Below are 23,153 nucleotides of genomic sequence, written 5' to 3'. Positions count from 1 at the left end.
GAGCTTCACGATCGGCGTGTCGAGACTACCTTCATGACGTACTCCCCTCCCTCCCCCGCCACGGCTCCGGCTCCGCCCTTCGGGCGCGCCCTGTGCGCCATGATCACGCCGTTCACGGACTCCGGCGCCCTCGACCTGGACGGCGCGCAGCGGCTCGCGGAACGGCTCGTGGCCGAGGGGTGCGACGGGCTGGTGCTGTCCGGTACGACGGGCGAGTCACCGACGACGTCGGACGCCGAGAAGACGGACCTGGTCCGGGCCGTCCGGGAGGCGGTGGGGACGGGGGCGTCGATCCTCACCGGCGTCGGCACCTTCGACACCCGGCACACCGTCGAACTCGCCCTGGCGGCCGAGAAGGCGGGCGCGGACGGGGTGCTGCTGGTCAGCCCGTACTACAGCAGGCCCCCGCAGGACGCGCTCGAAGCGCACTTCCGGCAGATCGCGGACTCCTGCGGCCTGCCGATCGCCCTGTACGACATCCCGGGCCGCACCGGCACCCGGATCGAGCCCGACACCCTGCTGCGCCTGGCGGGCCATCCGCGGGTCGTCGCCGTCAAGGACTGCTCCTACGACTTCCTCGCCGCCCAGAAGGTCATCTCCCGCACCGGGCTGGCGTACTACGCGGGCTGCGACGAACACAACCTGGCCCTGTACGCGGTGGGCGGCGCGGGCTACATCAGCACGGTCGCCAACGCGGTCCCCGCCCATCTCCGCTCCGTCCTGGACGCGTTCGACGCCGGGAACACCGCCGAGGCGGCCCGCCTCCAGCAACGCGCCACCGGGCTGATCGAGTTGACGATGTCCGCCGGACTCCCGGGCACCGTCACGACCAAGGCCCTGCTCACCCGGCTCGGCCTGCCCGCGGGCCCGGTCCGCGCCCCCCTGCTGCCCGCCGGCCGGGAGACGGCCGACGGACTGCTGGCGGCGTACCGGGAGTTGACGGGGGCCGACGCCTGATCAACGGTCGACGAAGAGGGGTTCCCAGGCCTGGCGGTCGACGTCCTCGTCCGGGTCGCGCTCCCCGCTCAGGGGGACGACCGCGTCGACGCCGATGGTGACGAGCACGAGCCGGTCCTTGTATCCGCCGTCCAGGCCGGTGGTGCGGTGCCAGGCGATGAGCCGCCGGTCGTCCGCCCAGGCGACAAGCGTGCCGCCGCGCGCCTTGGTGATCTCCTCACCGGTCAGCGGGTCCCGGATCGAGGAGTACGACCTGCCGGGGTCGCCGTCGACCTCCTTGCTCAGCCCCCAGGCGGCGAGTCGCCCGTTCGGGGAGAGCCGGGCGGGGACGTCCCAGCGCAGGTGGCTCTCGTTCGCGGGAGCGGGGGTCTCGGCGCCGGAGAGGTCGTAGAACTTCTCCATCCCGTCCTTGCCGCCGACGACGCGCGCGTACAGACCGGTGTCGCCGCGGGTGAAGGCGAAGTCGGCGCGGCTCATGACCTCGCGGCCGGACGTGACCTTCCACCACGCGCCGTTGCCGCCGGGCAGGTCCACGAGCCGGAACCCGGTCCGGCTGGTGGCCCGGTCCGCCATCCAGCCCCCCGGTTCGCCCTCCTCGTCCAGGCTCCTGGTGCGCAGGTCGGGGTGGTCGTCGTAGGTGGTCGCCACGAGCCGCTTCCCGTCGCCGGACCAGGCGAGACCGCCCACCCCCTGTTCGACCGGGATCCACCGCTCGACCTCCCCCGTCGTGAGGTCGAGCAGCCCGATCCGGTGGGCGGGCAGGGTCCGTTCGAGGACGGCGGCGGTGCGCGCGCCGGGTGCGACGGCGACGAACGACCAGCGGTCGTCCTTCTCGTATCTGCCGGTGCCGGGATTCAGCAGCCGGTAGGTCCGCTCGAAGACGCCCCGGTCCTTGCCCACGGGCACCGTCCTCGCCGTGTAGTAGGCGGCGAGCACGGTCCGCCCGACGGCGATCATGTCCCGTGGCGGCGACTGCTCCTGATGACCCGTCACCCCACTGGGGCGTACGTCGTCCCGGCCGTCCCGCTCCAGCCGCGGCACCGCCACGGAGACGGCGACGACAGCCGCGGCGGCCATCGCGACGGCCGCGAGCCTGCGGGTGCGGCGGCGCCGCCGCACGGCCAGCACCCGGTCGGCGAAGCCCGGCGCGGGCGCGGCCTGTTCGACGGCCAGGTCCTTCAGGGAGCCGCGGACGAAATCCTCGACGTTCACGGACGTACCTCCGCGGGTGTGTAGTCACGGGCCGGGCGGCTGTGGCCGTCCAGTGCGGCGAGTTCGGGTGCGAGCGCGCGCAGCCGGGCGAGCGAGCGGTGGGTGGTGGAGCGGACGGTCCCGACGGAACAGCCCATGATCCGGGCCACGTCCGCCTCCGGGAGGTCCTCGAAGTAGCGCAGCACGAGGACGGCGCGCTGCCGGGCGGTGAGCCGCGCGAGCGCGCCGCGGATCACCAGGCGCAGCTCCGCGGCGGAGGAGGCGTCGCCGTCCCCGCGTCTCTCCGGCGGCTCGGCGACGGTGAGTTCACGCCGGGGCCACTTCAGGCGCCAGCGGCCGATCTGCTGCCGGTAGAGGATCTGCCGTACGTAGGGCTCCGGTTCGTCGATCCGGTGCCAGCGTCCGGCCGCTTTGATCAGCGCGTTCTGCAACAGGTCCTCGGCCGCGTGCCGGTCGCCGCCGCTGAGCAGCACGGCCGTCCTCAGCAGCGCGGACGACCGGTGCTCCACGAACTCCCGGAACCTGTCCTGCGCTTCGGCGTCCATCGCCACCTTCCCTCCCCCGGTCCGGACCCCGCGCCCAGCCCCTCCACCCCACCCGACGCCTCCACCTTCCCCCCGCTATGCCTGCCGCCGGAGGAATTTCCCGTGGCGGCCCCCGGTCCTCCCGTACGGTGACGGGGTGAGCCGCCCCTTGCTGTTCCTCGACGTCGACGGCCCGCTGAACCCCTACGCGGCGCAGCCGGAGCGCCGCCCGGAGGGGTACACGACGATCCGGGCCGCCGTGGGACCGGGCCGCCCGCTGCGCGTCTGGCTGAACCCGAGCCACGGCCCGGCCCTGCTGGCCCTTCCCTACGACCTGTGCTGGGCGACCACGTGGAGGGACGCCGCCAACCGCTGGATCGCCCCGGTCGTCGGCCTGCCCGAGCTGCCGTACGTCGACTTCGGGGAGCAGCTGTTCGCCCGCCGGCCCGACGGGACGCACTGGAAGACGGAGACGCTCGTGGCGTACGCCGAGGGCCGCCCGTTCGCCTGGGTCGACGACGAACTGGGCCCGGCCGACGCGTCGTACGTCGCCGAGCACCACGGCGGGCGGGCGCTGCTGCACCACGTCGACCCCCGACTGGGCCTGCGCGCGGCGGACTTCACCGCGCTGGAGGAGTTCGCGGCGGACGGGTGACCGGACGCACGAGCGCCCTCCCGGATGTGCCCGGGAGGGCGCCCCACGCTGTAGCGGCGGTCAGTTGTGGCTGTGCAGGACCTCGTTCAGTCCGCCCCACACCGCGTTGTTCGGCCGGGCCTCGACCGTGCCGGTGACCGAGTTGCGGCGGAACAGGATGTTGGACGCGCCGTTGAGCTCGCGGGCCTTGACGATCTGTCCGTCGGGCATGGTGACCCGGGTCCCGGCGGTGACGTAGAGGCCGGCCTCGACGACGCACTCGTCGCCCAGCGCGATACCGACGCCCGCCTCGGCGCCGACCAGGCAGCGCTCGCCGATGGAGATGATGACCGCGCCTCCGCCGGACAGGGTGCCCATGGTGGAGGCGCCGCCGCCGATGTCCGAGCCGTCACCGACGACGACACCGGCGGAGATACGGCCCTCGACCATGGACGTGCCGAGCGTGCCGGCGTTGAAGTTGACGAAGCCCTCGTGCATGACGGTCGTGCCCTCGGCGAGGTGCGCACCGAGGCGGACGCGGTCCGCGTCGGCGATGCGGACGCCCTTGGGGGCGACGTAGTCCGTCATCCGGGGGAACTTGTCGACGGAGGTCACCTGGAGGTGCAGGCCCTCGGCGCGGGCGTTGAGCCGGACCGTCTCGACGTCGTCGACGGCGACGGGGCCGAGCGAGGTCCAGGCCACGTTGGCGAGGAGGCCGAAGATGCCCTCCAGGCTCTGGCCGTGCGGCTTGACCAGGCGGTGCGAGAGCAGGTGCAGCCGCAGGTAGGTGTCGTGCGTGTCGAGGGGCTTCTCGTCGAGCGAGGAGATGACCGTGCGGACCGCGACGACCTCGACGCCCCGGCGCGTGTCCGGGCCGATCGCCTTCGCGGCGCCCTCGCCGAGCAGCTCCACGGCTTTGTCCGCGGACAGCCGCTCGGTACCGGACGGGCCGGGCTCGGCGACGAGCTCGGGGGCGGGGAACCAGGTGTCGAGAACAGTGCCGTCGGCGGCGATCGTGGCAAGGCCGGTGGCCACGGCGCCGGTGGTGCGCGGAGCAGTCGTGTCGGTCATGAGGGCAACCTAACCGGCCGGAGGGCGCGGAGGCCAACCAGCGCCGCGGACGTCTCAGGTGTCGGGCTCCCCGGCCGGTCCGCCGACCGATCCGCCGGCCGGTCCACCGGCCCACCCGCCGGCCCCCGCGTCCCGGTCGGGGATCACCCGGGAGAGCACGTCCCGCGCGTACCCCTCGTCGTAGGGCCGGTCCGTGAGGAGGACCTGGAGGCAGATCCCGTCCATCAGGGCGACCAGGGCCCGGGCGGTGACGGGATCGGTGCGCGGGGTGAGGAGCGCGGCGAGGTCCTCGGCCCACTCGGCGGCGACGGGGCGCAGCGCGGGGCGGCGCAACGCGGCGAGATAGAGCTCGTACTCCAGCTCGACGCCGGTGCGGTCGCCGGCGAGCCACTCGCCCATCCAGCCCGCGAGTTCACCGGCGAGGTCGGCGGCCGGGTCCTCCAGGCCGCCGCGGGCGGCGACGACCTTGGCGAAGCCCTCGTTCGCCTGGCGCAGGGCGGCGACCATCAGCTCGTCGAGGGTGCTGAAGTGGTACGTCGTGGAGCCGAGCGGCACGTCGGCCTCGGCGGCGGCGCTGCGGTGGCTGAGCCCGGACAGGCCCTTCGCGCCGACGACCCGGATCGCCGCGTCGATGATCCGCTGCCGTCGCCCGGGGTCGTAGCGGCGGGCCATCAGTGGGCGCCGCCCAGGTTCAGGACGACGACCCCGAGGATGATCAGCGCGATCCCGGACGCCTTGACGGCGGTCATGCCCTCGCCGAGGAAGACCATGCCGATGGTGACGATGACCGCCGTGCCGACACCGGCCCAGATCGCGTAGGCCGTGCCGACCGAGACGGTCTTCAGCGTCTGCGCGAGCAGCGCGAAGGACACGACATAGCCGAGGACCGTCAGCAGCGACGGCAGGAGCCGGCTGAAGCCCTCGCTGTACTTCATCGCGGTGGTCGCGGCCACCTCTGCCGCGATCGCTCCGGCGAGCATCACATACCCCATGTGTACGAGGGTACATAACAGTGTTCCCACAGGACCCGGACAGCCTGACCGCGGCGCGCGCGGACGACAGGGGCGGGACGCGCCGCCCGCATCACCCCCCGAGCCGAACTCCGGTGAAGGGCCGGGCCGCCGAGACGGGGCCCGGCTCCCGCACCCGCGCCAGGCGGTCGAGTGTCCGCCGCTTGGCGTGGGCGGCGCGGCGCAGCGCCGAGACCCGGTGATAGCGCAGCAGTTCGGCCGGATCGGGCCGGACGGCGCCGCTCAGCGCGTACCCGTTGCGCACCAGCCGCTGCCCCAGCACGGCCTCGCAGAGCCGGATCTGATCCGGCGTCAGCCTGTGCTCCCAGCTGCCCGCGCGGGAGGCGTCCAGGGCGCCGTGGGTGCGCCGGTGCCAGGTCTTGCGGGCCGGTACGGCCTCCCGGGCGACCGCCCGGGGCTCGGTCATCTCGGGCGCGTACTCCTCGCCCAAGTAGCCGCACAGGGAGCGCAGTGGGGGTTCCGGGTCGGCCACGAGGTCCTCGAAGCGCAGCTCGTGCCAGCTGTCGGGGCCGAGCCGCGCGGCGTACCGCCGGGTGACGTCCATGACCTGCGCCCAGGTCGCCACGGCCTCGTGGAAGCCGCGGTGCCACCAGGGCATGCCGAGCAGCGAGGCGACGCAGTCCCGGCCGTCGCGCACGAGGTGCACGAACTGGGCGTCGGGGAAGAGCCGCAGCACCTCCTCGACGTGCAGGGCGTAGGCGGGCCGCTTGTCGCCCCAGCGGACCTTGCCGTGCCGTTCCGCGTACGCGCGCAGGGGGACGCCGAGGGCCGAGCCCAGGGTGGGCGGGGCGCCCTCGATCCGCCGGGCGACGGCGTCCGCGTCCAGGCCCAGCTCATGGAAGCGGGACTCCTCGCGGCCGGTGATCCAGCGGGCGAGCCCGGCCCGGTTGGCGGCGTCCCGCAGATCGCCGAAACCGCGCCGGCCCGCGTAGGCGGGCAGGACGAAGCGGGTCTCGGGAGGCAGCGCGATCCGGGGGTGCGCATGCAGCATGAGCTGCAACAACGTGGTTCCGGAGCGGGGACAGCCGAGCACGAAGACCGGGCGTTCGGAGGGTGCGGGCGCAGCGAAGGTGGACACGTGCGCCACGCTGCCCGGACGGCATGGGCCAGGGCTGGGAGAGCTCTGGGAAACGCCTGTGGATGACGACGCACGCCCGCTGTGAAAACGATATAGAAACCGCTCGCTCAAACGCCTGCTCGAACCGAACCGGGTCCACTACTGTGCCCCCTGCCTCACTGTTCGCACACCCCCCATCACAGCCGGCGCCTTGCCATGGGCTCCGCCGGAGGAACCACGCATGCCAGAAAACCAGTCCCGCCTCCCCCAGCCGTGGGAGAACGGGTGGGTCCCGGACACGTCCCGGGCGCCCGGAACCCGGCGGCTCTATCTCGCGGGCGCGCTGGCGGTGGCCACGGTCGTCACCTGCGCGGCGGCGGTCGCCCTGACGGACCGCAGGCCCGCCCCGTCGGCACAGCCCGCCGCGGAGGACTCGACGTCACCGGGCCTGATCTCCTACGCCACGCCGTCGCCGGGCACGACCACCGCCCCGCCGAACAAGACCGGTCTGACGAGGCCGAAGAAGGACACCGCCTCCGCGTCCGCGAACGAGGAGCAGCACAGCTCCGCCGCCCCCGCCCCGACCGCCGGGCAGACGGCCACCAAGTCCCCCTCGTCCCCGGCGGGTTCGCCCACCCCGAAGACGCCCTCCACGACGTGGCGCTCGGTCCGCGCGGTCAACTACCCCGACCGCTACTGGCACGTCAGCGGCGGCTCCGTGAAGCTCGACCCGCTGCGCGGCTCGGAGTCCCGTGAGGACTCCACCTTCAAGCTGGTCAAGGGCCTGGCGGACAGCTCCTGCTACTCCTTCGCCACGCACGACGGCGAGTATCTGCGCCACCGGAACTTCGTGCTCGTCGCCGACCGCGACGACGGCTCGGCCCTGTTCGAGAAGGACGCCACCTTCTGCCCCCGCGCGTCCTCCTTCTCCGGCGCGGTCATGCTGGAGGCGGTGAACTACCCGGGCCGCTATCTGCGTCACCAGAACTTCCAGCTGAGGCTGGACCCGTACCAGAACGGCGGCACCTACCGCGCCGACTCGGCGTTCCGGCTGGTGGACGGAGTGGCCTGAGCACGCCGAAGGGGCCGCGGCACACCGCCACGGCCCCTTCTTCCAGGTCGAAGACCCTCGCTCAGACGTTGAACCCGAGCGCCCTGAGCTGCTCGCGGCCGTCGTCCGTGATCTTGTCCGGGCCCCACGGCGGCATCCAGACCCAGTTGATGCGCAGCTCGCTGACGAGGCCGTCCGTGGCGGACTTGGCCTGGTCCTCGATGACGTCGGTCAGCGGGCAGGCCGCCGAGGTCAGCGTCATGTCGATGGTCGCGATGTTCGCGTCGTCGATGTGGATGCCGTAGATCAGACCCAGGTTGACGACGTCGATGCCCAGCTCGGGGTCGACGACGTCGTACAGCGCCTCGCGGACCTCGTCCTCGGAGGCGGGCTTCATCTCCACCGTGTCGGTCATGCCGTCTTCCTTTCGAAGGCCTGGGAGGTGGCGTCCTTCCAGGCCATCCAGCTCAGCAGGGCGCACTTGACCCGGGCCGGGTACTTGGAGACGCCGGCGAACGCGATCGCGTCCTCCAGGACCTCCTCCATCGCGTCGTCGGGCTCGATCCGGCCCTTGGACTGCATCAGCTCCAGGAAGGTCTCCTGGATCTTCTGGGCCTCGGCGAGGTCCTTGCCCACCAGCAGGTCGTTGAGGACCGAGGCCGACGCCTGGCTGATCGAGCAGCCCTGGCCCTCGTACGAGACGTCCTCGATGGTCGTGCCGTCGTACTTCACCCGCAGGGTGATCTCGTCGCCGCAGGTCGGGTTCACGTGGTGCACCTCGGCGTCGCCGTCCCTCAGACCACGCCCGTGCGGGTGCTTGTAGTGGTCCAGGATGACTTCCTGGTACATGGAGTCCAGCTTCACGACTGCCTACCTCGCGTCCCATCGTCCGTCGCGCGATCTCTCGGCCGGGGGTCCGGGGGGTGTCCCCCGGGGTGACACAGCACTGTCTCAGCTCACGTCCCTCAGCCGAAGAAGTTCCGTACGTGCTCCAGCCCGTCGACCAGTGCGTCGATCTCGGCGGGCGTGGAGTACAGATAGAACGACGCTCGCGTGGTCGCGGGAATTCCGTAGCGGAGGCAGACGGGGCGCGCGCAGTGGTGACCCACGCGGACCGCGATGCCCTGCTCGTCCAGTACCTGGCCCACGTCGTGCGGGTGGATGTCGCCGAGGGTGAAGGAGATCGCCGCACCGCGGTCCTCGGCCGTGGACGGGCCGATGATCCGCAGGCCGGGAACCTCGCCGAGCCGGCGGACGGCGTACTCCGTCAGCGCGTGCTCATGGGCGAGGATCTTGTCCATGCCGATGGAGCTCAGGTAGTCGATGGCCGCGCCGAGCCCGACCGCCTGCGCGATCGGCGGCGTACCGGCCTCGAACTTGTGCGGCGCCGGCGCGTACGTCGACGAGTGCATCGACACCGTCTCGATCATCTCGCCGCCGCCGAGGAACGGAGGCAGGTCCTCCAGCAGCTCCTGGCGGCCCCAGAGCACACCGATGCCGGTCGGGCCGCACATCTTGTGGCCGGTGAAGGCCACGAAGTCGGCCTGGAGGGCCTGGACGTCCAGCGGCATGTGGGGCGCCGCCTGCGAGGCGTCGATGCAGACGAGGGCACCGACCTGCTGCGCACGGCGGATGATCGTCTCGACCGGGTTGACCGTGCCGAGGATGTTCGAGACCAGCACGAAGGAGACGATCTTCGTCTTCTCGGTGATGACCTCCTCGATGTTGGAGAGGTCGAGACGGCCGTCGTCGGTCAGCCCGAACCACTTCAGCTTCGCGCCGGTGCGCTGCGAGAGCAGCTGCCACGGCACGATGTTGGAGTGGTGCTCCATCTCCGTGATGACGATCTCGGTCTCGGAGTCCACGCGGTAGGGCTCGTCGGCCCAGCCCAGCATGTTCGCGACGAGGTTGAGCGATTCGGAGGCGTTCTTGGTGAAGATCACCTCGTCGCGCGAGGGGGCGTTGATGAACTCCGCCACCTTGTCGCGCGCGCCTTCGTACAGCGCCGTGGCCTCCTCGGCGAGCACATGCACACCGCGGTGGACGTTGGCGTTGTAGCGCTCGTAGTACTCGCTCAGGGCGTCCAGCACCTGGCGCGGCTTCTGCGAGGTCGCCGCGTTGTCCAGGTACACGAGCTTCTGCCCGTCGTGGACCTGACGGTCCAGGATGGGGAAGTCCTTGCGGATCGCCTCGACGTCGAGGAGGCCCGGCAGCTGTGTCACTCGGATGCGCCACCCTTCGTGTAGGCCGCGTAGCCCTCGGCCTCGAGCTTGTCGGCGAGCTCCGGGCCACCGGACTCGACGATCTTGCCGCCCGCGAACACGTGCACGTGGTCGGGCTTGATGTAGCGCAGGATGCGCGTGTAGTGCGTGATCAGCAGGGTGCCGACCTCGCCGGTCTCGCGGACGCGGTTGACGCCCTCGGAGACGATGCGCAGGGCGTCGACGTCGAGGCCGGAGTCGGTCTCGTCGAGGATCGCGACCTTGGGACGGAGCAGTTCGAGCTGGAGGATCTCGTGGCGCTTCTTCTCACCGCCGGAGAAGCCCTCGTTGACGTTGCGCTCGGCGAAGGAGGGGTCCATGTCGAGGCGCTGCATGGCCTCCTTGACCTCCTTGACCCAGGTGCGCAGCTTCGGGGCCTCGCCGCGGATGGCGGTGGCGGAGGTGCGCAGGAAGTTGGAGACGGAGACACCCGGGACCTCGACCGGGTACTGCATCGCCAGGAAGAGGCCCGCGCGGGCGCGCTCGTCGACGGACATCTCCAGGACGTCCTCACCGTCGAGCAGCACGGTGCCGCCGGTGATCGTGTACTTGGGGTGCCCGGCCAGCGAGTAGGCGAGGGTCGACTTGCCGGAGCCGTTGGGGCCCATGATGGCGTGCGTCTCGCCCTGCTTCACGGTCAGGTCGACACCCTTGAGGATCTCCTTCGTGGCGTTGTCGGCCTCGACGGTGACGTGCAGGTCTCGGATTTCAAGCGTTGCCATGGGTGCCTCAGGACTCCTGGGTGACGGAGACGAGCACATCGTCCCCTTCGATCTTTACGGGGTATACGGGGACGGGGCGCGTCGCGGGAAGGCCGGACGGCTTGCCGGTGCGGAGGTCGAACGCGGAGCCGTGCAGCCAGCACTCGATCTGGCAGTCCTCCACCTCGCCCTCGGAGAGCGAGACGTTCGCGTGGGAGCAGATGTCGTGAATGGCGAACACCTCGCCCTCGGTCTGCACGACCGAGACCGGCGTGCCGTCGAGTTCCACCCGCTTGGGGGTGTCCTCCTCCAGCTCGCTCAGCCCACAGGCGCGTACGAAGGTCATCGGCCCGATCCAGACACGGTCTCCAGCTCGGCCTCGATCTTCTCCAGCAGCCGTGCCTCGATGTCCTCGACGCCGATCTGCTGGACCAGTTCGGCGAAGAAGCCGCGGACCACCAGGCGGCGGGCCTCGTCGGCGGGGATGCCGCGGGCCATCAGGTAGAAGAGCTGCTCGTCGTCGAAGCGGCCGGTGGCGCTGGCGTGACCCGCGCCGACGATCTCGCCGGTCTCGATCTCCAGGTTGGGGACCGAGTCGACCCGCGCGCCGTCCGTGAGGACCAGGTTGCGGTTCATCTCGTAGGTGTCGGTGCCCTCGGCGGCGGCCTCGATCAGCACGTCGCCGATCCACACGGCGTGCGCGCCGTCGCCCTGGAGCGCGCCCTTGTAGACGACGTTCGACTTGCAGTGCGGGACGTCGTGGTCGACCAGGAGGCGGTGCTCCTGGTGCTGGCCGGCGTCGGTGAAGTAGAGCCCGAACAGCTCGGCCTCGCCGCCGGTGCCCGCGTAGCTGACGCGCGGGTGCAGGCGGACGACGTCGCCGCCGAAGGTGACGACGACGGACTTGAAGGAGGCGTCGCGGCCGATGAGCGCGTTGTGCTGCGCGACGTGCACGGCCTTGTCGTCCCAGTCCTGCACGGACACGACGGTCAGCTTGGCGCCGTCGCCCAGGACGTAGTCGACGTTGGCGGCGAGGACCGCGTCACCGGTGTGGTCGATGACGACGACGGCCTCGGCGAACGCGCCGAGCTCGACCACCTGGTGGGCGAAGGCGGTGCCGCCCTCGCCGTGCACGGCGATCCGGATCGGCTCGGTGAGGACCGTCTCCTTGGGGACGGTGACCACGCCGGCCTTCTCGAACGCGGAGTAGGCCTGCGCGGCGATCCGGTCCACCGGGGTGCCCGCGCGGCCCAGGCGCGCGTCGTCACGGCCCACGGTCTCGACGGTGACGCCCTCGGGGGTCTGCACGTCGACCTTGACGCCGTCGCCGGTGGCGACGGCGGTGCCGTCGTGCAGCCCGCGCAGGCGCTCCAGCGGGGTGAACCGCCACTCCTCCTCGCGGCCGTGGGGGACGGGGAAGTCCGCCACGTCGAAGGACGGGGGCGCGCTCATGCGCGTGGCGACGGTCGACTCGGCGGCCACCGCGATGGCGCCGGCGGTGGTGGAGCCCACCGGGGTGTTCTGAGCCTCAGCCATGGCTGTCGGTCTGCTCTCTTCCTGCGTAAGTGACGTGAGGGAGACGGGTCGGGGGTTAGCCGACCGCGCCTTCCATCTGGAGCTCGATCAGCCGGTTGAGTTCCAGCGCGTACTCCATCGGCAGCTCCTTGGCGATGGGCTCGACGAAGCCGCGCACGATCATCGCCATCGCCTCGAACTCGCTCAGACCGCGGCTCATCAGGTAGAAGAGCTGGTCCTCGGAGACCTTGGAGACGGTCGCCTCGTGGCCCATGGACACGTCGTCCTCGCGGACGTCCACGTAGGGGTACGTGTCGGAGCGGGAGATGGTGTCGACGAGCAACGCGTCGCACAGCACGTTGGACTTGGAGCCGTGGGCGCCCTCGCCGATCTCGACGAGACCGCGGTAGGAGGTACGGCCGCCACCGCGCGCGACGGACTTCGACACGATGTTGGACGAGGTGTTCGGCGCCATGTGGACCATCTTGGAGCCGGCGTCCTGGTGCTGGCCCTCGCCCGCGAAGGCGATGGAGAGGGTCTCGCCCTTGGCGTGCTCGCCCATCAGGTAGACGGCCGGGTACTTCATCGTCACCTTGGAGCCGATGTTGCCGTCGATCCACTCCATGGTCGCGCCCTCGTAGGCGACGGCGCGCTTGGTGACCAGGTTGTAGACGTTGTTCGACCAGTTCTGGATGGTCGTGTAGCGGCAGCGGGCGTTCTTCTTGACGATGATCTCGACGACCGCGGAGTGCAGCGAGTCCGACTTGTAGATCGGGGCCGTACAACCCTCGACGTAGTGCACGTAGGCACCCTCGTCGACGATGATCAGGGTCCGCTCGAACTGGCCCATGTTCTCGGTGTTGATGCGGAAGTAGGCCTGGAGCGGGATCTCCACGTGCACGCCCGGCGGCACGTAGATGAAGGACCCGCCGGACCACACGGCGGTGTTCAGCGAGGCGAACTTGTTGTCACCGACGGGGATGACGGTGCCGAAGTACTCCTTGAAGAGCTCCGGGTGCTCCTTCAGGGCGGTGTCGGTGTCGAGGAAGATGACGCCCTGCTCCTCCAGGTCCTCGCGGATCTGGTGGTAGACGACCTCGGACTCGTACTGGGCCGCGACGCCCGCGACGAGGCGCTGCTTCTCCGCCTCGGGGATGCCGAGCTTGTCGTACGTGTTCTTGATGTCCTCGGGCAGGTCCTCCCAGGACTCCGCCTGCTTCTCCGTGGACCGCACGAAGTACTTGATGTTGTCGAAGTCGATGCCGGAGAGGTCGGAGCCCCAGTTCGGCATGGGCTTCTTGTCGAACAGCCGCAGGCCCTTGAGACGGAGCTTGGTCATCCACTCCGGCTCGGACTTCTTCGCGGAGATGTCCTTGACGACATCCTCGTTCAGACCGCGCTTCGCAGAGGCGCCGGCTTCGTCGGAGTCGGCCCAGCCGTATTCGTACTTGCCCAGACCCTCAAGTTCGGGGTGGGCAGTCTCCGTGGGGAGAGTCATGCGGGGTTCCTCCCGGCCGTGCTTGCAGATGCGTGATGTGTGTTCGGGGAAATCTTCGGGATGAATGTCGTACAGACGCCGTCGCCGTGCGCGATGGTTGCGAGTCGCTGGACGTGCGTTCCGAGCAGCTGGGAGAAGATCTCGGTCTCCGCCTCGCAGAGCTGAGGGAACTTTTCCGCGACGTGGGCGACGGGGCAGTGGTGCTGGCAGAGCTGCTCGCCGACCGGTGCGCTGCGCGCCGTAGCAGCGTACCCGTCCGCGCTCAAGGCCTTGGCCAGGGCTTCCGTCCGTCCCTCGGGGGCGGCGGCCTCGACGGCCTCGCGGTAGGCGGCGGCCTGCTCGGCGATCCTGGCGCGGGCGAAGGCGACGACCGCCTCGTCCCCGCCGAACCGCTCCTGGATGAAACGCAGGGCGTCCGCGGCGAGCTTGTCGTACGACTGGTCGAAGGCGTCGCGGCCACAGTCGGTGAGCGCGAAGACCTTGGCGGGACGTCCGCGCGTCCGGGCCCCGTAGACCCGCTGCTCCCGTGCCTCTACGACGTCGTCGGCACCGAGCGCGTCGAGATGACGGCGTACGGCGGCCTGCGTCAGCTTCAGCCGGATCGCGAGCTCCGCGACGGTCGACGGTCCGTGATCCAGGATGGACCGCGCGACCCGGTTGCGGGTGGACCGCTCACCGGTCGCGAGCTCCTCCTGAGCCTCGTCGACGTTTTTCACAACGCCATTGTTGCGTAATTCCTCAGAAGCGGGCAAGCCGCGCCCGACCCCGCGGACGGTGCCCTACATCACTTAGGCACACCTAACCTGACCTGCGGGAATGATCTTTGATCGATCGTATGCACTGCCCTCCCCGCTCCGCCCGCACCCCCTCCCACCGGCGCACTTGCCGCCCGGGAGGCGGTCCGGGGCACAGTCCTCGCACAGCCCTCGTGCGGGGGAGATCCGCCACCCGCCGGTCCCGGGGCTCCACCGTCTCCCTAGACTCTGGATCCATGCGAACTGACCCCGTGGTCCAGGTCCGGGCCCTGGTGAAGCGGTACGGCACGAAGACCGCGGTGGACGGCCTCGACCTGGTGGCCCGGGCGGGCGTGACCGCCGTACTGGGGCCCAACGGCGCGGGCAAGACGACGACGGTCGAGACCTGCGAGGGGTACCTGAAGCCGGACGGCGGCACGGTGCGCGTCCTCGGCCTCGACCCGGTCCGCCAGTCCGGCGCGCTGCGCCCCCGCATCGGCGTGATGCTCCAGTCCGGCGGCGTGTACTCGGGCGCGCGGGCCGACGAGATGCTGCGCCACGTCGCGAGGCTGCACGCGCACCCCCTGGACGTGGACGCCCTGATCGAGCGCCTCGGCCTCGGCGGCTGCGGACGCACGACGTACCGCAGGCTCTCCGGCGGCCAGCAGCAGCGCCTGGCGCTCGCGATGGCGGTGGTGGGCCGCCCCGAGCTGGTGTTCCTGGACGAACCGACCGCGGGCCTTGACCCGCAGGCCCGCCACGCCACCTGGGACCTGGTGCGCGAGCTGCGCGCCGACGGCGTCTCCGTCATCCTCACCACGCACCACATGGACGAGGCCGAGCAGCTCGCCGACGACGTCGCGATCATCGACGCCGGACGGGTCATCGCGCAGGGCTCCCCCGAGGAGCTGTGCCGGGGCGGCGCCGAGAACACCCTCCGCTTCACCGGCCGCCCCGGCCTCGACGTGGGCTCCCTCCTCAAGGCGCTCCCCACGGACTGCACGGCGGCGGAGCTCACCCCCGGGTCCTACCGGGTGGGCGGCAAAATCGATCCGCAGCTCCTCGCGACGGTGACGTCCTGGTGCGCCCAGCACGGGGTGATGCCGGAGAAGATCTCGGTGGAGCGGCACACGCTGGAAGACGTTTTCCTGGAGCTCACGGGCAAGGAGCTGCGCTCATGACGACGGTGGGCACCGGTACCGGTCTCTACACCCCCGCGCCGGGAGCGGCCCCGCTGGGCCGCATGATCGCGGCGCAGGCGGCCCTGGAGACCAGGATGCTGCTGCGCAACGGCGAGCAGCTCCTGCTGACGGTCGTGATCCCGACCCTCCTGCTGGTCCTGTTCGGTTCGGTCGACATCGTCGACACCGGCGCGGGCGAGGCGGTGGACTTCCTGGCCCCCGGCATCCTCGCGCTGGCCGTGATGTCGACGGCGTTCACGGGCCAGGCCATCGCGACGGGCTTCGAGCGCCGCTACGGCGTCCTCAAGCGCCTCGCCGCCTCCCCGCTCCCCCGCTGGGGCCTGATGACGGCGAAGACGCTGTCGGTGCTGGTCACGGAGATCCTCCAGATCGTCCTGCTCACCGCGATCGCCCTCGCCCTCGGCTGGTCCCCGCACGGCGACCCGCTGTCGGTGCTCCTGCTGCTGGTCCTCGGCACGGCCGCCTTCTCGGGCCTCGGCCTGCTGATGGCCGGCACGCTCAAGGCCGAGGCGACCCTGGCCGCCGCGAACCTCGTCTTCCTGCTTCTGCTGGTCGGCGGCGGTGTCATCGTCCCGCTGGACAAGTTCCCGCCCGCCGCCCAGGACGTGCTGGGGCTGCTCCCCGTCTCGGCGCTCTCCGACGGCCTGCGGGACGTGCTCCAGCACGGCGCCGGAACGCCCTGGGCCGACCTGGGCATCCTCGCGGTCTGGGCGGTCGTGGGACTGGCGGCGGCGGGGCGGTTCTTCCGCTGGGAGTAGCGCGCCCCTCAGCGGAGTGCCCGCGCGTGGCGCGTTTCACCAACCCCTCGTGAAAGCGTGCACAAGCGGCGGCCTACGATGGTGCGCGTGCCAAACGTGACCCGCGCCGACGCCGTAGCGGCCGTGCGCAACCCGCTCGCCTTCATCGCCGCACGCTGGACCCCGGATCCGAGGACCGTCCAGCGGGCGGCGCTCATCGCGCTCGTCATGTCGGTGGTGATCGTGGTCACCGGCGGTGCCGTGCGGCTGACCGGGTCGGGCCTGGGCTGCCCGACCTGGCCCAAGTGCACGGACGACTCGCTGACGGCGACGAGCGCCATGGGCTTCCACGGCGCGATCGAGTTCGGCAACCGCATGCTGACGTACGTGCTGTGCGCGGCCGTCGGCTGGGCGATCATCACCGCGCGGTCCGAGAAGCCGTACCGGCGCAGCCTGACCCGGCTGGGCTGGGCGCAGTTCTGGATCGTGATGAGCAACGCGATCCTCGGCGGCATCGTGGTGCTCGTGGGGCTCAACCCGTACACGGTCGCGGCCCACTTCCTGCTGTCGACGGCCCTGATCTCGGTGGCCACGGCGATGTGGCAGCGCACCCGCGAAGGCGACGGCGCGCCGCGTCCGCTGGTCGGCAAGTCGGTCCAGCAGTTGGTGTGGTTCCTGGTCGCCGCGTCGGTGCTGCTGATCGCGGTGGGCACCGTGGTGACCGGTTCGGGCCCGCACGCGGGCGACTCCAGCGAGGTCGAGCGGATGCCGCTGGACTGGGAGACGGTGAGCAAGCTGCACGCCGTCCTGGCGTGGATCGTGGTCACCCTGACCTTCGCCCTGTGGTTCGTCCTCAAGGCGGTCGACGCGCCCAGGGGCCCGCTGGACCGCACCCGCGACCTGTTCCTGGTCCTCCTCGCGCAGGGCGTCATCGGCTACGTCCAGTACTTCACCGACCTGCCCGAGGTCCTGGTCGGTCTGCACATGCTCGGTTCCTGCCTGGTGTGGATCGCCGTCCTGCGCGTCCTGCTGGCCCTGCGTGAGCGCCCCGAGCCGGAGATCGACCTGCCGGATCAGGCGTACGCCGCCACCAGCCCGTCGATCGCCGGCCCCAGGTAGCCCCGCGCCAGCTCACCTCTGCGGACCGCCCACGCGTCGGTGGGCGGCGGGGCGTCCTCGTACCGCCGCCTGCGGATGTCCTCGACGACCTCGACCGGGGCTCCGAGCTCCGGCAGCAGGTCCAGCGCCTCGCGCTTGGAGATGAGCCGGCCGTCGCGCAGGGTGGCGGTCGCGCGGGCGAAGGTCGTCAGGCCGATGTCCACCCACGGCGCCTGCCGCCACCGCTCCGGCTTCACCAGCTTCGGCCGCCAGAAGTCACGCTGGTCGCGTACGACGAACTCGCGCAGTTCCGCGTCCGGCACGGACGGCAGCAGTGCGGCGGGCGCCGGTCCGTGCAGCACCCGCCCGAAGGAGTGCAGCTCCCGGCGTGTCACCGGTGTGACCGGCCGCCTGAACAGGCGTTCGTGCGCCCAGGTCGGATGGGACCGCCGGGAGTCCTCGACGCTCTCCGGGGTCAGATAGGTGCAGTGCAGCAGGGCGGCGAGCGGCTCGTCGCGCAGCCGGGCGTGCAGCCCCGCCAGCCGCCAGAGGCCGCGCGCCGTGAGCGGACGGTCCAGCATCGCGATCAGGTCCAGGTCGCTGCGCCCCTCCTGGTAGTCCCCGCCCGCGAGCGATCCGTGGGCCCAGACGGCGAGCGGGTCCGACGGGGCGAGGCCGGACAGGAAGCGGTCGAGCAACGCGTCGGTCTGCATGCCCTCATCCTGCGCACCGCCCCCGCGGTCCACACCACCCGCGACCGCGTCACTCCAGCGTGTACACCCGGCGGGCGTTGCCCGCGGCCACCATCCCCGCCACCCGCTGCGCGTCCGCCAGGGACCACGCGCCCTCGGCGACCCAGGTGCCCAGCACCCGGCTGAGCGCCTCCCGGAACAGCCGCGCGCCGACGACGTGCAGCTCGGGCAGGCCCTGGGCGCCGCTGGAGAAGAGGATCTTGCCGAAGGGGGCGAGTTCGAGGATCTCGGCGAGCACGGTCGCGGCGCGGGCACCGGTGCGCACGAGGGCCGCCCCGGAGTCGGCGTAGACGTGCGGGAAGACACCCGCGAGATGGGCGGCGTGCCGGTGGTACGGGTAGCCGTGCAGCAGGACCAGGTCGGTGCCGAGCCCCGCCGTGGCGCGCACGAAGTCGGTGAGCAGGACCGGGTCCGTCCGGTCGATGCGGGTGCCGGGCTCCCCCAGTCCGGCGTGCAGTTGCAGCGGCAGGCCCGAGGCGACCGCGATCCACAGCAGGTGCCGCAGCAGCACCGGGTCGCTCAGCTCCCCGCCGACCCGCCGCCCCGCCAGCCAGCGCCCGGCCGCGCCCCGCACCTCACCGGGCCCGGGCGGTTCGGGGGCCAGCGCCAGACCGTGCCGTACGCCCGCCACCGAGGTGAAGGCGACGGCGTTCGCGGCGGCCCCGTGGACGGACTCGGCGAGGTTGGCGAGGAAGGACTCGACGGTGCCGGAGGTGTCGGCGACCTGCTCGGCCAGCAGTTCCAGGCGGACGATCTCGCGGGCCGCCGCGTCGCCCGTGGAGGCCATCTCGGCGGGGCCGGTGAGATCGCCGGGCAGGCCCGTGTCGACCAGGTACGTCGTGACGCCGCTGCCCCGCAGCAGTCTGCGGCCCGCCTCCAGTACGCCCAGCTCACGACGGCGGGCGAGATAACGGGCGGGGGGACAGTGCGGTTCCAGACCGAGCAGCGGGGGGCACCACCGCCGTACGGCGAATCCGGTCTGGGTGTCGAAGAGGGTCGTCCCCGGGGCGGGGGGTCCCTCGGTCCGGGCGAGCTGGGCCTCGAAGGTGCCGAGACCCAGCTCGGTACGGAGTACGCCGTGGCAGTACTGGTCCACGAGGGACGGCGTCTCGATCATCCGGGCTCCCGTGGGTGGACCGTGTCCTGCTTCGTCCTTACTACGGGGCCTAACGGGTGAAAGGGGCTTGAGGTGTTGGCCTCGCACACCCCGTACGAAACCAGTGCGCCTCAGGTGATCCGGGCGAGGGCGGCGGGCCGGTCAGGTGTTGCGGGGGCCGCCGAGCTGGATCCCGGCCATCCGGGTCCATTCGTAGGGGCCCGTCCTCACCTTGGCGGCGAACTCGCCGTCGAAGTCCTCGTGGACCTCGACGCCGGACTTCTCGACGGCCTTCCGAGCGATGTCGTAGGTGGGGGCGACGAGGTTGCCCCACTCGCCGTCCTCACCGACGAGGGCGATCCGGGCGCCGCGATCGCCGAGGTAGGCCACCTGGCCCCCGGCACCGCCGTGCGCCTTGGCGAAGGCGCCGATCTGCCGGGCGAGCTTGGCCGCCGTGCGGTCCGCCTTCGCGTCGGCCTGCTGCGCGTCAACCTGCTGCGTGTCTGCCATGGCCAGGATGCTACTCACCGGTAGATCGACTGGCGAGGGCAGGGCCCTGTGAGATGCGTCAGCGCAGGAAGGGGTCCACGGCCACGGCGACGAACAGCAGCGAGACGTAGGTGATGGACCAGTGGAACAGCCGCATCTCCTTCAGCTTCCCGCCCGTCACCTCGGCCTTCGCCCGGTTCTGGAGCGCGTGCGCCTCCCACAGCCACCAGCCGCCCGAGACCAGCGCGACCAGCGTGTAGAACCAGCCGGTGTAGCCGAGCGGGGTCAGCAGCAGGGAGACGGCGACCATCACCCAGCTGTAGATCACGATCTGCTTGGCGACCGTCTTGTTGGAGGCGATGACCGGCAGCATCGGCACGCCCACGCGCGCGTAGTCGTCCTTCACCTTCATGGACAGCGGCCAGTAGTGCGGCGGCGTCCAGAAGAAGATGACCAGGAAGAGGATGACCGGCGCCCAGGTGAGCGAGTTGGTCACCGCGGTCCAGCCGATCAGCACCGGCATGCAGCCGGCGATGCCGCCCCACACGATGTTCTGCGAGGTGCGGCGCTTCAGGATCATCGTGTAGACGACCACATAGAAGAGGAGCGCACCGAGGGACAGCCAGGCGGACAGCCAGTTGACGGCCAGGCCGAACAGCAGCGTCGAGACGACCGCGAGGGTGATGCCGAAGGCGAGGCACTCACGCGGGCTGACCATGCCGGTGACCAGCGGGCGCTGGGACGTGCGGTCCATCAGCGCGTCGATGTCGCGGTCGATGTACATGTTCAGCGCGTTGGCGCCGCCCGCGGAGAGGTAGCCGCCGAGGCAGGTCAGCAGGACCAGCTTCAGATCGGGCACACCCTGCTCGGCGAGGAACATCACCGGAACGGTGGTGATGAGCAGCAGCTCGATGATCCGCGGCTTGGTCAGCGCCACGAACGCCTTGACCCGGGCCCCGAACGGCCGCCGGCTCGGGCTCTGGCTCGTCCCGACGATCCCCGCTGGACGGGATTCAACGGCCGTCACGCACACCCCTGACAGAGACTCCCAGCGAGCCTCCCGATGTGAATGGCGGGTAAAGGCTCGCGCGTACCACGCCACTGTAGACGTTGCCCATACCCCGACATTCGCGGGGGTGGGGTCGTGTTGGGATGCACCCCCGGAAGAGCGGAGCGGTGTGCTGGGAAGACGCTCGCGGACCCCTCCCCGAAGAGCCGATCGTCACTCCATTGAGCACTCGAACGAGCGGCTTCGTATTCAGTTGCCGAACGTGAGTCTGCCCAGTCGGGAGGCGGATCCCCGCGACTCCCGGCAGTCTGGAATGACTCGAAAAAACGCACGTTCTCACGGGGGTAGGCTCGACAACGTCCGGGGCGCCCCGAGCACCGGCATTCGACATGTGTGACATGTGGAGAGGAGCCCTGACCCAGGGTGAGCACCAAGCCGACCACCACAGACCTCGAGTGGACCGAGTTGGACCAGCGGGCCGTGGACACCGCCCGCGTCCTGGCCGCCGATGCCGTACAGAAGGTCGGGAACGGCCATCCCGGTACGGCGATGAGCCTCGCGCCCGCCGCGTACACCCTCTTCCAGAAGGTGATGCGCCACGACCCCGCCGACCCCGAGTGGGTCGGACGCGACCGGTTCGTGCTGTCCGCAGGCCACTCGTCCCTGACCCTCTACACGCAGCTCTACCTGGCCGGCTTCGGCCTGGAGCTCGACGACCTCAAGGCGTTCCGCACCTGGGGCTCCAAGACCCCGGGCCACCCGGAGTACGGCCACACCAAGGGCGTCGAGACCACCACCGGCCCCCTCGGCCAGGGTGTCGCCAACGCGGTGGGCATGGCCATGGCCGCCCGCTACGAGCGCGGCCTGTTCGACCCGGAGACCGCCCAGGGCGAGTCCCCCTTCGACCACTTCGTGTACGCCATCGCCGGTGACGGCTGCCTCCAGGAGGGCATCTCCGCCGAGGCGTCCTCGATGGCCGGCCACCAGCAGCTCGGCAACCTGATCCTGCTGTGGGACGACAACCACATCTCGATCGAGGGCGACACCGAGACGGCCGTCTCCGAGGACACCGTCAAGCGCTACGAGGCCTACGGCTGGCACGTCCAGCGCGTCGAGCCCGCCGCCGACGGCGACATCGACGTCCACGCCCTGCACACGGCGATCGAGGCCGCGAAGCTGGTGACGGACAAGCCGTCCTTCATCGCCATGCGCACGATCATCGCCTGGCCCGCCCCGAACGCCCAGAACACCGAGGCCGCCCACGGCTCGGCCCTCGGCGACGACGAGGTGGCCGCCACCAAGCGCGTCCTCGGCTTCGACCCCGAGCAGTCCTTCGAGGTCTCCGACGAGGTCATCGAGCACACCCGCGCCGCCCTCGGCCGCGGTGCCGAGGCCCGCGCCGCGTGGGAGAAGTCGTTCCAGCAGTGGCGCGACGCCAACGCGGAGCGCGCGGCCGAGTTCGACCGCATCACCGCGGGCGAGCTGCCCGAGGGCTGGGAGTCCAAGGTCCCGGTCTTCGAGCCCGGCAAGGGTGTCGCCACGCGTGCCGCCTCCGGCAAGGTCCTCCAGGCGCTCGGCGCGATCGTGCCCGAGCTGTGGGGCGGCTCCGCCGACCTCGCGGGCTCCAACAACACGACGATCGACAAGACGTCGTCCTTCCTCCCGGCGGACAACCCGCTCCCGGAGGCGAACCCGTACGGGCGCACGATCCACTTCGGCATCCGCGAGCACTCCATGGCCGCGGAGATGAACGGCATCGCGCTGCACGGCAACACCCGCATCTACGGCGGCACGTTCCTCGTGTTCTCCGACTACATGCGCAACGCCGTGCGTCTGTCGGCGCTGATGCACCTGCCGGTGACGTACGTGTGGACGCACGACTCGATCGGCCTCGGCGAGGACGGCCCCACCCACCAGCCGGTCGAGCACCTCGCCTCGCTGCGCGCCATCCCGGGCCTGAACGTGGTCCGCCCGGCCGACGCCAACGAGACCGCCATCGCCTGGCGCGAGATCCTCAAGCGCTACACGAAGGTCTACGGCAAGGACGCCCCGCACGGTCTGGCGCTGACCCGCCAGGGCGTGCCGACGTACGAGCCCAACGAGGACACCGTCAAGGGCGGCTACGTCCTGTTCGAGGCGTCGACCGGCGCCCCCGAGGTCATCCTCATCGCCACCGGTTCCGAGGTGCACGTCGCCGTCGAGGCGCGCGAGCGTCTGGAGGCGGAGGGCGTGCCGACGCGCGTCGTGTCCATGCCGTCGGTGGAGTGGTTCGAGGAGCAGGACCAGGGGTACCGGGACAGCGTCCTGCCGCCCGCCGTCAAGGCGCGGGTGTCGGTCGAGGCCGGCATCGGTCTGACCTGGCACAAGTACGTCGGGGACGCGGGCCGCATCGTTTCCCTGGAGCACTTCGGTGCTTCCGCCGACGGCAAGGTCCTCTTCCAGGAGTACGGCTTCACTGCCGAGAACGTGGCCGCGAAGGCGCGGGAATCCCTCGCCGACGCCCAGCGCTGACGCCGACACACGA

25 protein-coding genes are annotated in these 23,153 nt (G+C 71.1%); 7 read left to right on the top strand and 18 right to left on the bottom strand.

What is annotated here, in order from left to right; genetic code table 11:
* Nucleotides 1-33: 33 nt before the first annotated feature.
* Nucleotides 34-957 carry a 4-hydroxy-tetrahydrodipicolinate synthase gene (dapA, locus tag ACIPSE_RS19505; RefSeq protein ID WP_401664244.1) on the top strand — a complete coding sequence of 308 codons (924 nt, stop codon included), beginning with the start codon at nucleotides 34-36 and terminating at the stop codon, nucleotides 955-957.
* Here dapA and ACIPSE_RS19500 read toward each other — a convergent pair whose 3' ends face one another.
* Together ACIPSE_RS19500 and ACIPSE_RS19495 are read right to left on the bottom strand one after the other, a co-directional pair.
* Complete coding sequence (locus ACIPSE_RS19500) at nucleotides 958-2,169, bottom strand: WD40 repeat domain-containing protein (RefSeq protein ID WP_401664241.1); 1,212 nt, start codon at nucleotides 2,167-2,169, stop codon at nucleotides 958-960.
* Entirely contained in the window at nucleotides 2,166-2,714 is a 549-nt protein-coding gene (locus tag ACIPSE_RS19495; protein WP_401664239.1) for a SigE family RNA polymerase sigma factor, read from the bottom strand. Before ACIPSE_RS19495 ends, ACIPSE_RS19500 begins: the two co-directional genes overlap by 4 nt.
* 136 nt (nucleotides 2,715-2,850) lie before the next feature.
* Between ACIPSE_RS19495 and ACIPSE_RS19490 the strand changes: the two genes are divergently transcribed.
* Nucleotides 2,851-3,348, top strand: a complete 498-nt coding sequence (locus tag ACIPSE_RS19490) for a hypothetical protein (RefSeq protein WP_401664237.1) — start codon at nucleotides 2,851-2,853, stop codon at nucleotides 3,346-3,348.
* Between the two features lie 60 nt (nucleotides 3,349-3,408).
* Here the strand turns inward: ACIPSE_RS19490 and dapD are convergent, their stop codons facing one another.
* The 4 genes from dapD to ACIPSE_RS19470 all read right to left on the bottom strand — a co-directional run bounded on the left by dapD (nucleotide 3,409) and on the right by ACIPSE_RS19470 (nucleotide 6,507).
* Nucleotides 3,409-4,398, bottom strand: a complete 990-nt coding sequence (dapD, locus tag ACIPSE_RS19485; RefSeq protein ID WP_401664234.1) for a 2,3,4,5-tetrahydropyridine-2,6-dicarboxylate N-succinyltransferase — start codon at nucleotides 4,396-4,398, stop codon at nucleotides 3,409-3,411.
* A 54-nt stretch (nucleotides 4,399-4,452) separates the two neighbouring features.
* Nucleotides 4,453-5,070, bottom strand: a complete 618-nt coding sequence (locus ACIPSE_RS19480; RefSeq protein WP_401664231.1) for a TetR/AcrR family transcriptional regulator — start codon at nucleotides 5,068-5,070, stop codon at nucleotides 4,453-4,455.
* Nucleotides 5,070-5,390 (bottom strand): DMT family transporter, encoded by a 321-nt coding sequence (locus ACIPSE_RS19475; RefSeq protein ID WP_401664228.1) that lies wholly within the window; start codon nucleotides 5,388-5,390, stop codon nucleotides 5,070-5,072. Before ACIPSE_RS19475 ends, ACIPSE_RS19480 begins: the two co-directional genes overlap by 1 nt.
* A gap of 91 nt (nucleotides 5,391-5,481) precedes the next feature.
* A complete protein-coding gene (locus tag ACIPSE_RS19470) occupies nucleotides 5,482-6,507 on the bottom strand; it encodes a sulfotransferase family protein (protein ID WP_401664225.1) in 1,026 nt (341 codons plus the stop codon).
* Between the two features lie 220 nt (nucleotides 6,508-6,727).
* Here ACIPSE_RS19470 and ACIPSE_RS19465 point away from each other — a divergent pair, with 220 nt between their 5' ends.
* Entirely contained in the window at nucleotides 6,728-7,558 is an 831-nt protein-coding gene (locus ACIPSE_RS19465; RefSeq protein ID WP_401664222.1) for an AbfB domain-containing protein, read from the top strand.
* Nucleotides 7,559-7,619: 61 nt separating this feature from the next.
* Here the strand turns inward: ACIPSE_RS19465 and ACIPSE_RS19460 are convergent, their stop codons facing one another.
* The 8 genes from ACIPSE_RS19460 to ACIPSE_RS19425 all read right to left on the bottom strand — a co-directional run bounded on the left by ACIPSE_RS19460 (nucleotide 7,620) and on the right by ACIPSE_RS19425 (nucleotide 14,228).
* The gene (locus ACIPSE_RS19460; RefSeq protein ID WP_401664219.1) at nucleotides 7,620-7,952 is read right to left on the bottom strand and encodes a metal-sulfur cluster assembly factor; all 333 of its coding nucleotides are present in this window, start codon (nucleotides 7,950-7,952) and stop codon (nucleotides 7,620-7,622) included.
* Entirely contained in the window at nucleotides 7,949-8,401 is a 453-nt protein-coding gene (sufU, locus tag ACIPSE_RS19455) for a Fe-S cluster assembly sulfur transfer protein SufU (RefSeq protein ID WP_401664217.1), read from the bottom strand. The genes ACIPSE_RS19460 and sufU overlap by 4 nt, the downstream gene beginning before the upstream one ends.
* Before the next feature lie 101 nt (nucleotides 8,402-8,502).
* Complete coding sequence (locus tag ACIPSE_RS19450; RefSeq protein ID WP_401664214.1) at nucleotides 8,503-9,759, bottom strand: cysteine desulfurase; 1,257 nt, start codon at nucleotides 9,757-9,759, stop codon at nucleotides 8,503-8,505.
* Complete coding sequence (gene sufC / locus ACIPSE_RS19445; RefSeq protein WP_401664211.1) at nucleotides 9,756-10,520, bottom strand: Fe-S cluster assembly ATPase SufC; 765 nt, start codon at nucleotides 10,518-10,520, stop codon at nucleotides 9,756-9,758. The genes ACIPSE_RS19450 and sufC overlap by 4 nt, the downstream gene beginning before the upstream one ends.
* A gap of 7 nt (nucleotides 10,521-10,527) precedes the next feature.
* Nucleotides 10,528-10,845, bottom strand: a complete 318-nt coding sequence (locus tag ACIPSE_RS19440; protein ID WP_401664208.1) for a non-heme iron oxygenase ferredoxin subunit — start codon at nucleotides 10,843-10,845, stop codon at nucleotides 10,528-10,530.
* A complete protein-coding gene (sufD, locus tag ACIPSE_RS19435) occupies nucleotides 10,842-12,035 on the bottom strand; it encodes a Fe-S cluster assembly protein SufD (RefSeq protein WP_401664205.1) in 1,194 nt (397 codons plus the stop codon). Before sufD ends, ACIPSE_RS19440 begins: the two co-directional genes overlap by 4 nt.
* A gap of 55 nt (nucleotides 12,036-12,090) precedes the next feature.
* Complete coding sequence (gene sufB, locus ACIPSE_RS19430; protein ID WP_401664202.1) at nucleotides 12,091-13,512, bottom strand: Fe-S cluster assembly protein SufB; 1,422 nt, start codon at nucleotides 13,510-13,512, stop codon at nucleotides 12,091-12,093.
* On the bottom strand, nucleotides 13,509-14,228 hold the full coding sequence (locus ACIPSE_RS19425; protein ID WP_401664199.1) for a helix-turn-helix transcriptional regulator: 720 nt from the start codon (nucleotides 14,226-14,228) through the stop codon (nucleotides 13,509-13,511). The genes sufB and ACIPSE_RS19425 overlap by 4 nt, the downstream gene beginning before the upstream one ends.
* Nucleotides 14,229-14,503: 275 nt before the next feature.
* On the opposite strand from ACIPSE_RS19425, the gene ACIPSE_RS19420 reads away from it, so the two are divergent.
* From ACIPSE_RS19420 to ACIPSE_RS19410, 3 genes are all read left to right on the top strand, one after another.
* Entirely contained in the window at nucleotides 14,504-15,427 is a 924-nt protein-coding gene (locus ACIPSE_RS19420; protein ID WP_401664196.1) for an ABC transporter ATP-binding protein, read from the top strand.
* The gene (locus ACIPSE_RS19415; protein WP_401664194.1) at nucleotides 15,424-16,206 is read left to right on the top strand and encodes an ABC transporter permease; all 783 of its coding nucleotides are present in this window, start codon (nucleotides 15,424-15,426) and stop codon (nucleotides 16,204-16,206) included. Before ACIPSE_RS19420 ends, ACIPSE_RS19415 begins: the two co-directional genes overlap by 4 nt.
* Nucleotides 16,207-16,284: 78 nt before the next feature.
* A complete protein-coding gene (locus ACIPSE_RS19410; protein WP_401664191.1) occupies nucleotides 16,285-17,304 on the top strand; it encodes a heme A synthase in 1,020 nt (339 codons plus the stop codon).
* Here ACIPSE_RS19410 and ACIPSE_RS19405 read toward each other — a convergent pair.
* The 4 genes from ACIPSE_RS19405 to ACIPSE_RS19390 form a co-directional block, all read right to left on the bottom strand.
* Nucleotides 17,259-17,996, bottom strand: a complete 738-nt coding sequence (locus tag ACIPSE_RS19405; protein ID WP_401664188.1) for a nucleotidyltransferase — start codon at nucleotides 17,994-17,996, stop codon at nucleotides 17,259-17,261. The genes ACIPSE_RS19410 and ACIPSE_RS19405 overlap by 46 nt on opposite strands.
* Nucleotides 17,997-18,045: 49 nt before the next feature.
* Nucleotides 18,046-19,152 carry an amidohydrolase family protein gene (locus ACIPSE_RS19400; RefSeq protein ID WP_401664185.1) on the bottom strand — a complete coding sequence of 369 codons (1,107 nt, stop codon included), beginning with the start codon at nucleotides 19,150-19,152 and terminating at the stop codon, nucleotides 18,046-18,048.
* A 141-nt stretch (nucleotides 19,153-19,293) separates the two neighbouring features.
* On the bottom strand, nucleotides 19,294-19,641 hold the full coding sequence (locus ACIPSE_RS19395; RefSeq protein ID WP_401664183.1) for a hypothetical protein: 348 nt from the start codon (nucleotides 19,639-19,641) through the stop codon (nucleotides 19,294-19,296).
* 58 nt (nucleotides 19,642-19,699) lie between these two features.
* Nucleotides 19,700-20,653 (bottom strand): heme o synthase, encoded by a 954-nt coding sequence (locus tag ACIPSE_RS19390; protein WP_401664180.1) that lies wholly within the window; start codon nucleotides 20,651-20,653, stop codon nucleotides 19,700-19,702.
* A 399-nt stretch (nucleotides 20,654-21,052) separates the two neighbouring features.
* Here ACIPSE_RS19390 and tkt point away from each other — a divergent pair, with 399 nt between their 5' ends.
* On the top strand, nucleotides 21,053-23,140 hold the full coding sequence (gene tkt / locus ACIPSE_RS19385; RefSeq protein ID WP_401664177.1) for a transketolase: 2,088 nt from the start codon (nucleotides 21,053-21,055) through the stop codon (nucleotides 23,138-23,140).
* Nucleotides 23,141-23,153 lie beyond the last annotated feature (13 nt).

This window comes from Streptomyces sp. NPDC090106 (genome assembly GCF_044747265.1).
GTDB lineage: Bacteria > Actinomycetota > Actinomycetes > Streptomycetales > Streptomycetaceae > Streptomyces.
Note: the sequence above shows the minus strand (reverse complement) of the source record. Positions and strands in the feature narration are given on the sequence as shown.

Bases quoted from the DNA above. Each gene is read 5' to 3' on its own strand.
- dapA (WP_401664244.1), top strand. From the start codon at position 34: ATGACGTACTCCCCTCCCTCCCCCGCCACGGCTCCGGCTCCGCCCTTC.
- ACIPSE_RS19495 (WP_401664239.1), bottom strand. From the start codon at position 2,714: ATGGACGCCGAAGCGCAGGACAGGTTCCGGGAGTTCGTGGAGCACCGG.
- dapD (WP_401664234.1), bottom strand. From the start codon at position 4,398: ATGACCGACACGACTGCTCCGCGCACCACCGGCGCCGTGGCCACCGGC.
- ACIPSE_RS19480 (WP_401664231.1), bottom strand. From the start codon at position 5,070: ATGGCCCGCCGCTACGACCCCGGGCGACGGCAGCGGATCATCGACGCG.
- ACIPSE_RS19475 (WP_401664228.1), bottom strand. From the start codon at position 5,390: ATGGGGTATGTGATGCTCGCCGGAGCGATCGCGGCAGAGGTGGCCGCG.
- ACIPSE_RS19465 (WP_401664222.1), top strand. From the start codon at position 6,728: ATGCCAGAAAACCAGTCCCGCCTCCCCCAGCCGTGGGAGAACGGGTGG.
- ACIPSE_RS19460 (WP_401664219.1), bottom strand. From the start codon at position 7,952: ATGACCGACACGGTGGAGATGAAGCCCGCCTCCGAGGACGAGGTCCGC.
- sufC (WP_401664211.1), bottom strand. From the start codon at position 10,520: ATGGCAACGCTTGAAATCCGAGACCTGCACGTCACCGTCGAGGCCGAC.
- ACIPSE_RS19440 (WP_401664208.1), bottom strand. From the start codon at position 10,845: ATGACCTTCGTACGCGCCTGTGGGCTGAGCGAGCTGGAGGAGGACACC.
- sufD (WP_401664205.1), bottom strand. From the start codon at position 12,035: ATGGCTGAGGCTCAGAACACCCCGGTGGGCTCCACCACCGCCGGCGCC.
- sufB (WP_401664202.1), bottom strand. From the start codon at position 13,512: ATGACTCTCCCCACGGAGACTGCCCACCCCGAACTTGAGGGTCTGGGC.
- ACIPSE_RS19420 (WP_401664196.1), top strand. From the start codon at position 14,504: ATGCGAACTGACCCCGTGGTCCAGGTCCGGGCCCTGGTGAAGCGGTAC.
- ACIPSE_RS19415 (WP_401664194.1), top strand. From the start codon at position 15,424: ATGACGACGGTGGGCACCGGTACCGGTCTCTACACCCCCGCGCCGGGA.
- ACIPSE_RS19410 (WP_401664191.1), top strand. From the start codon at position 16,285: ATGGTGCGCGTGCCAAACGTGACCCGCGCCGACGCCGTAGCGGCCGTG.
- ACIPSE_RS19405 (WP_401664188.1), bottom strand. From the start codon at position 17,996: ATGCAGACCGACGCGTTGCTCGACCGCTTCCTGTCCGGCCTCGCCCCG.
- ACIPSE_RS19400 (WP_401664185.1), bottom strand. From the start codon at position 19,152: ATGATCGAGACGCCGTCCCTCGTGGACCAGTACTGCCACGGCGTACTC.
- ACIPSE_RS19395 (WP_401664183.1), bottom strand. From the start codon at position 19,641: ATGGCAGACACGCAGCAGGTTGACGCGCAGCAGGCCGACGCGAAGGCG.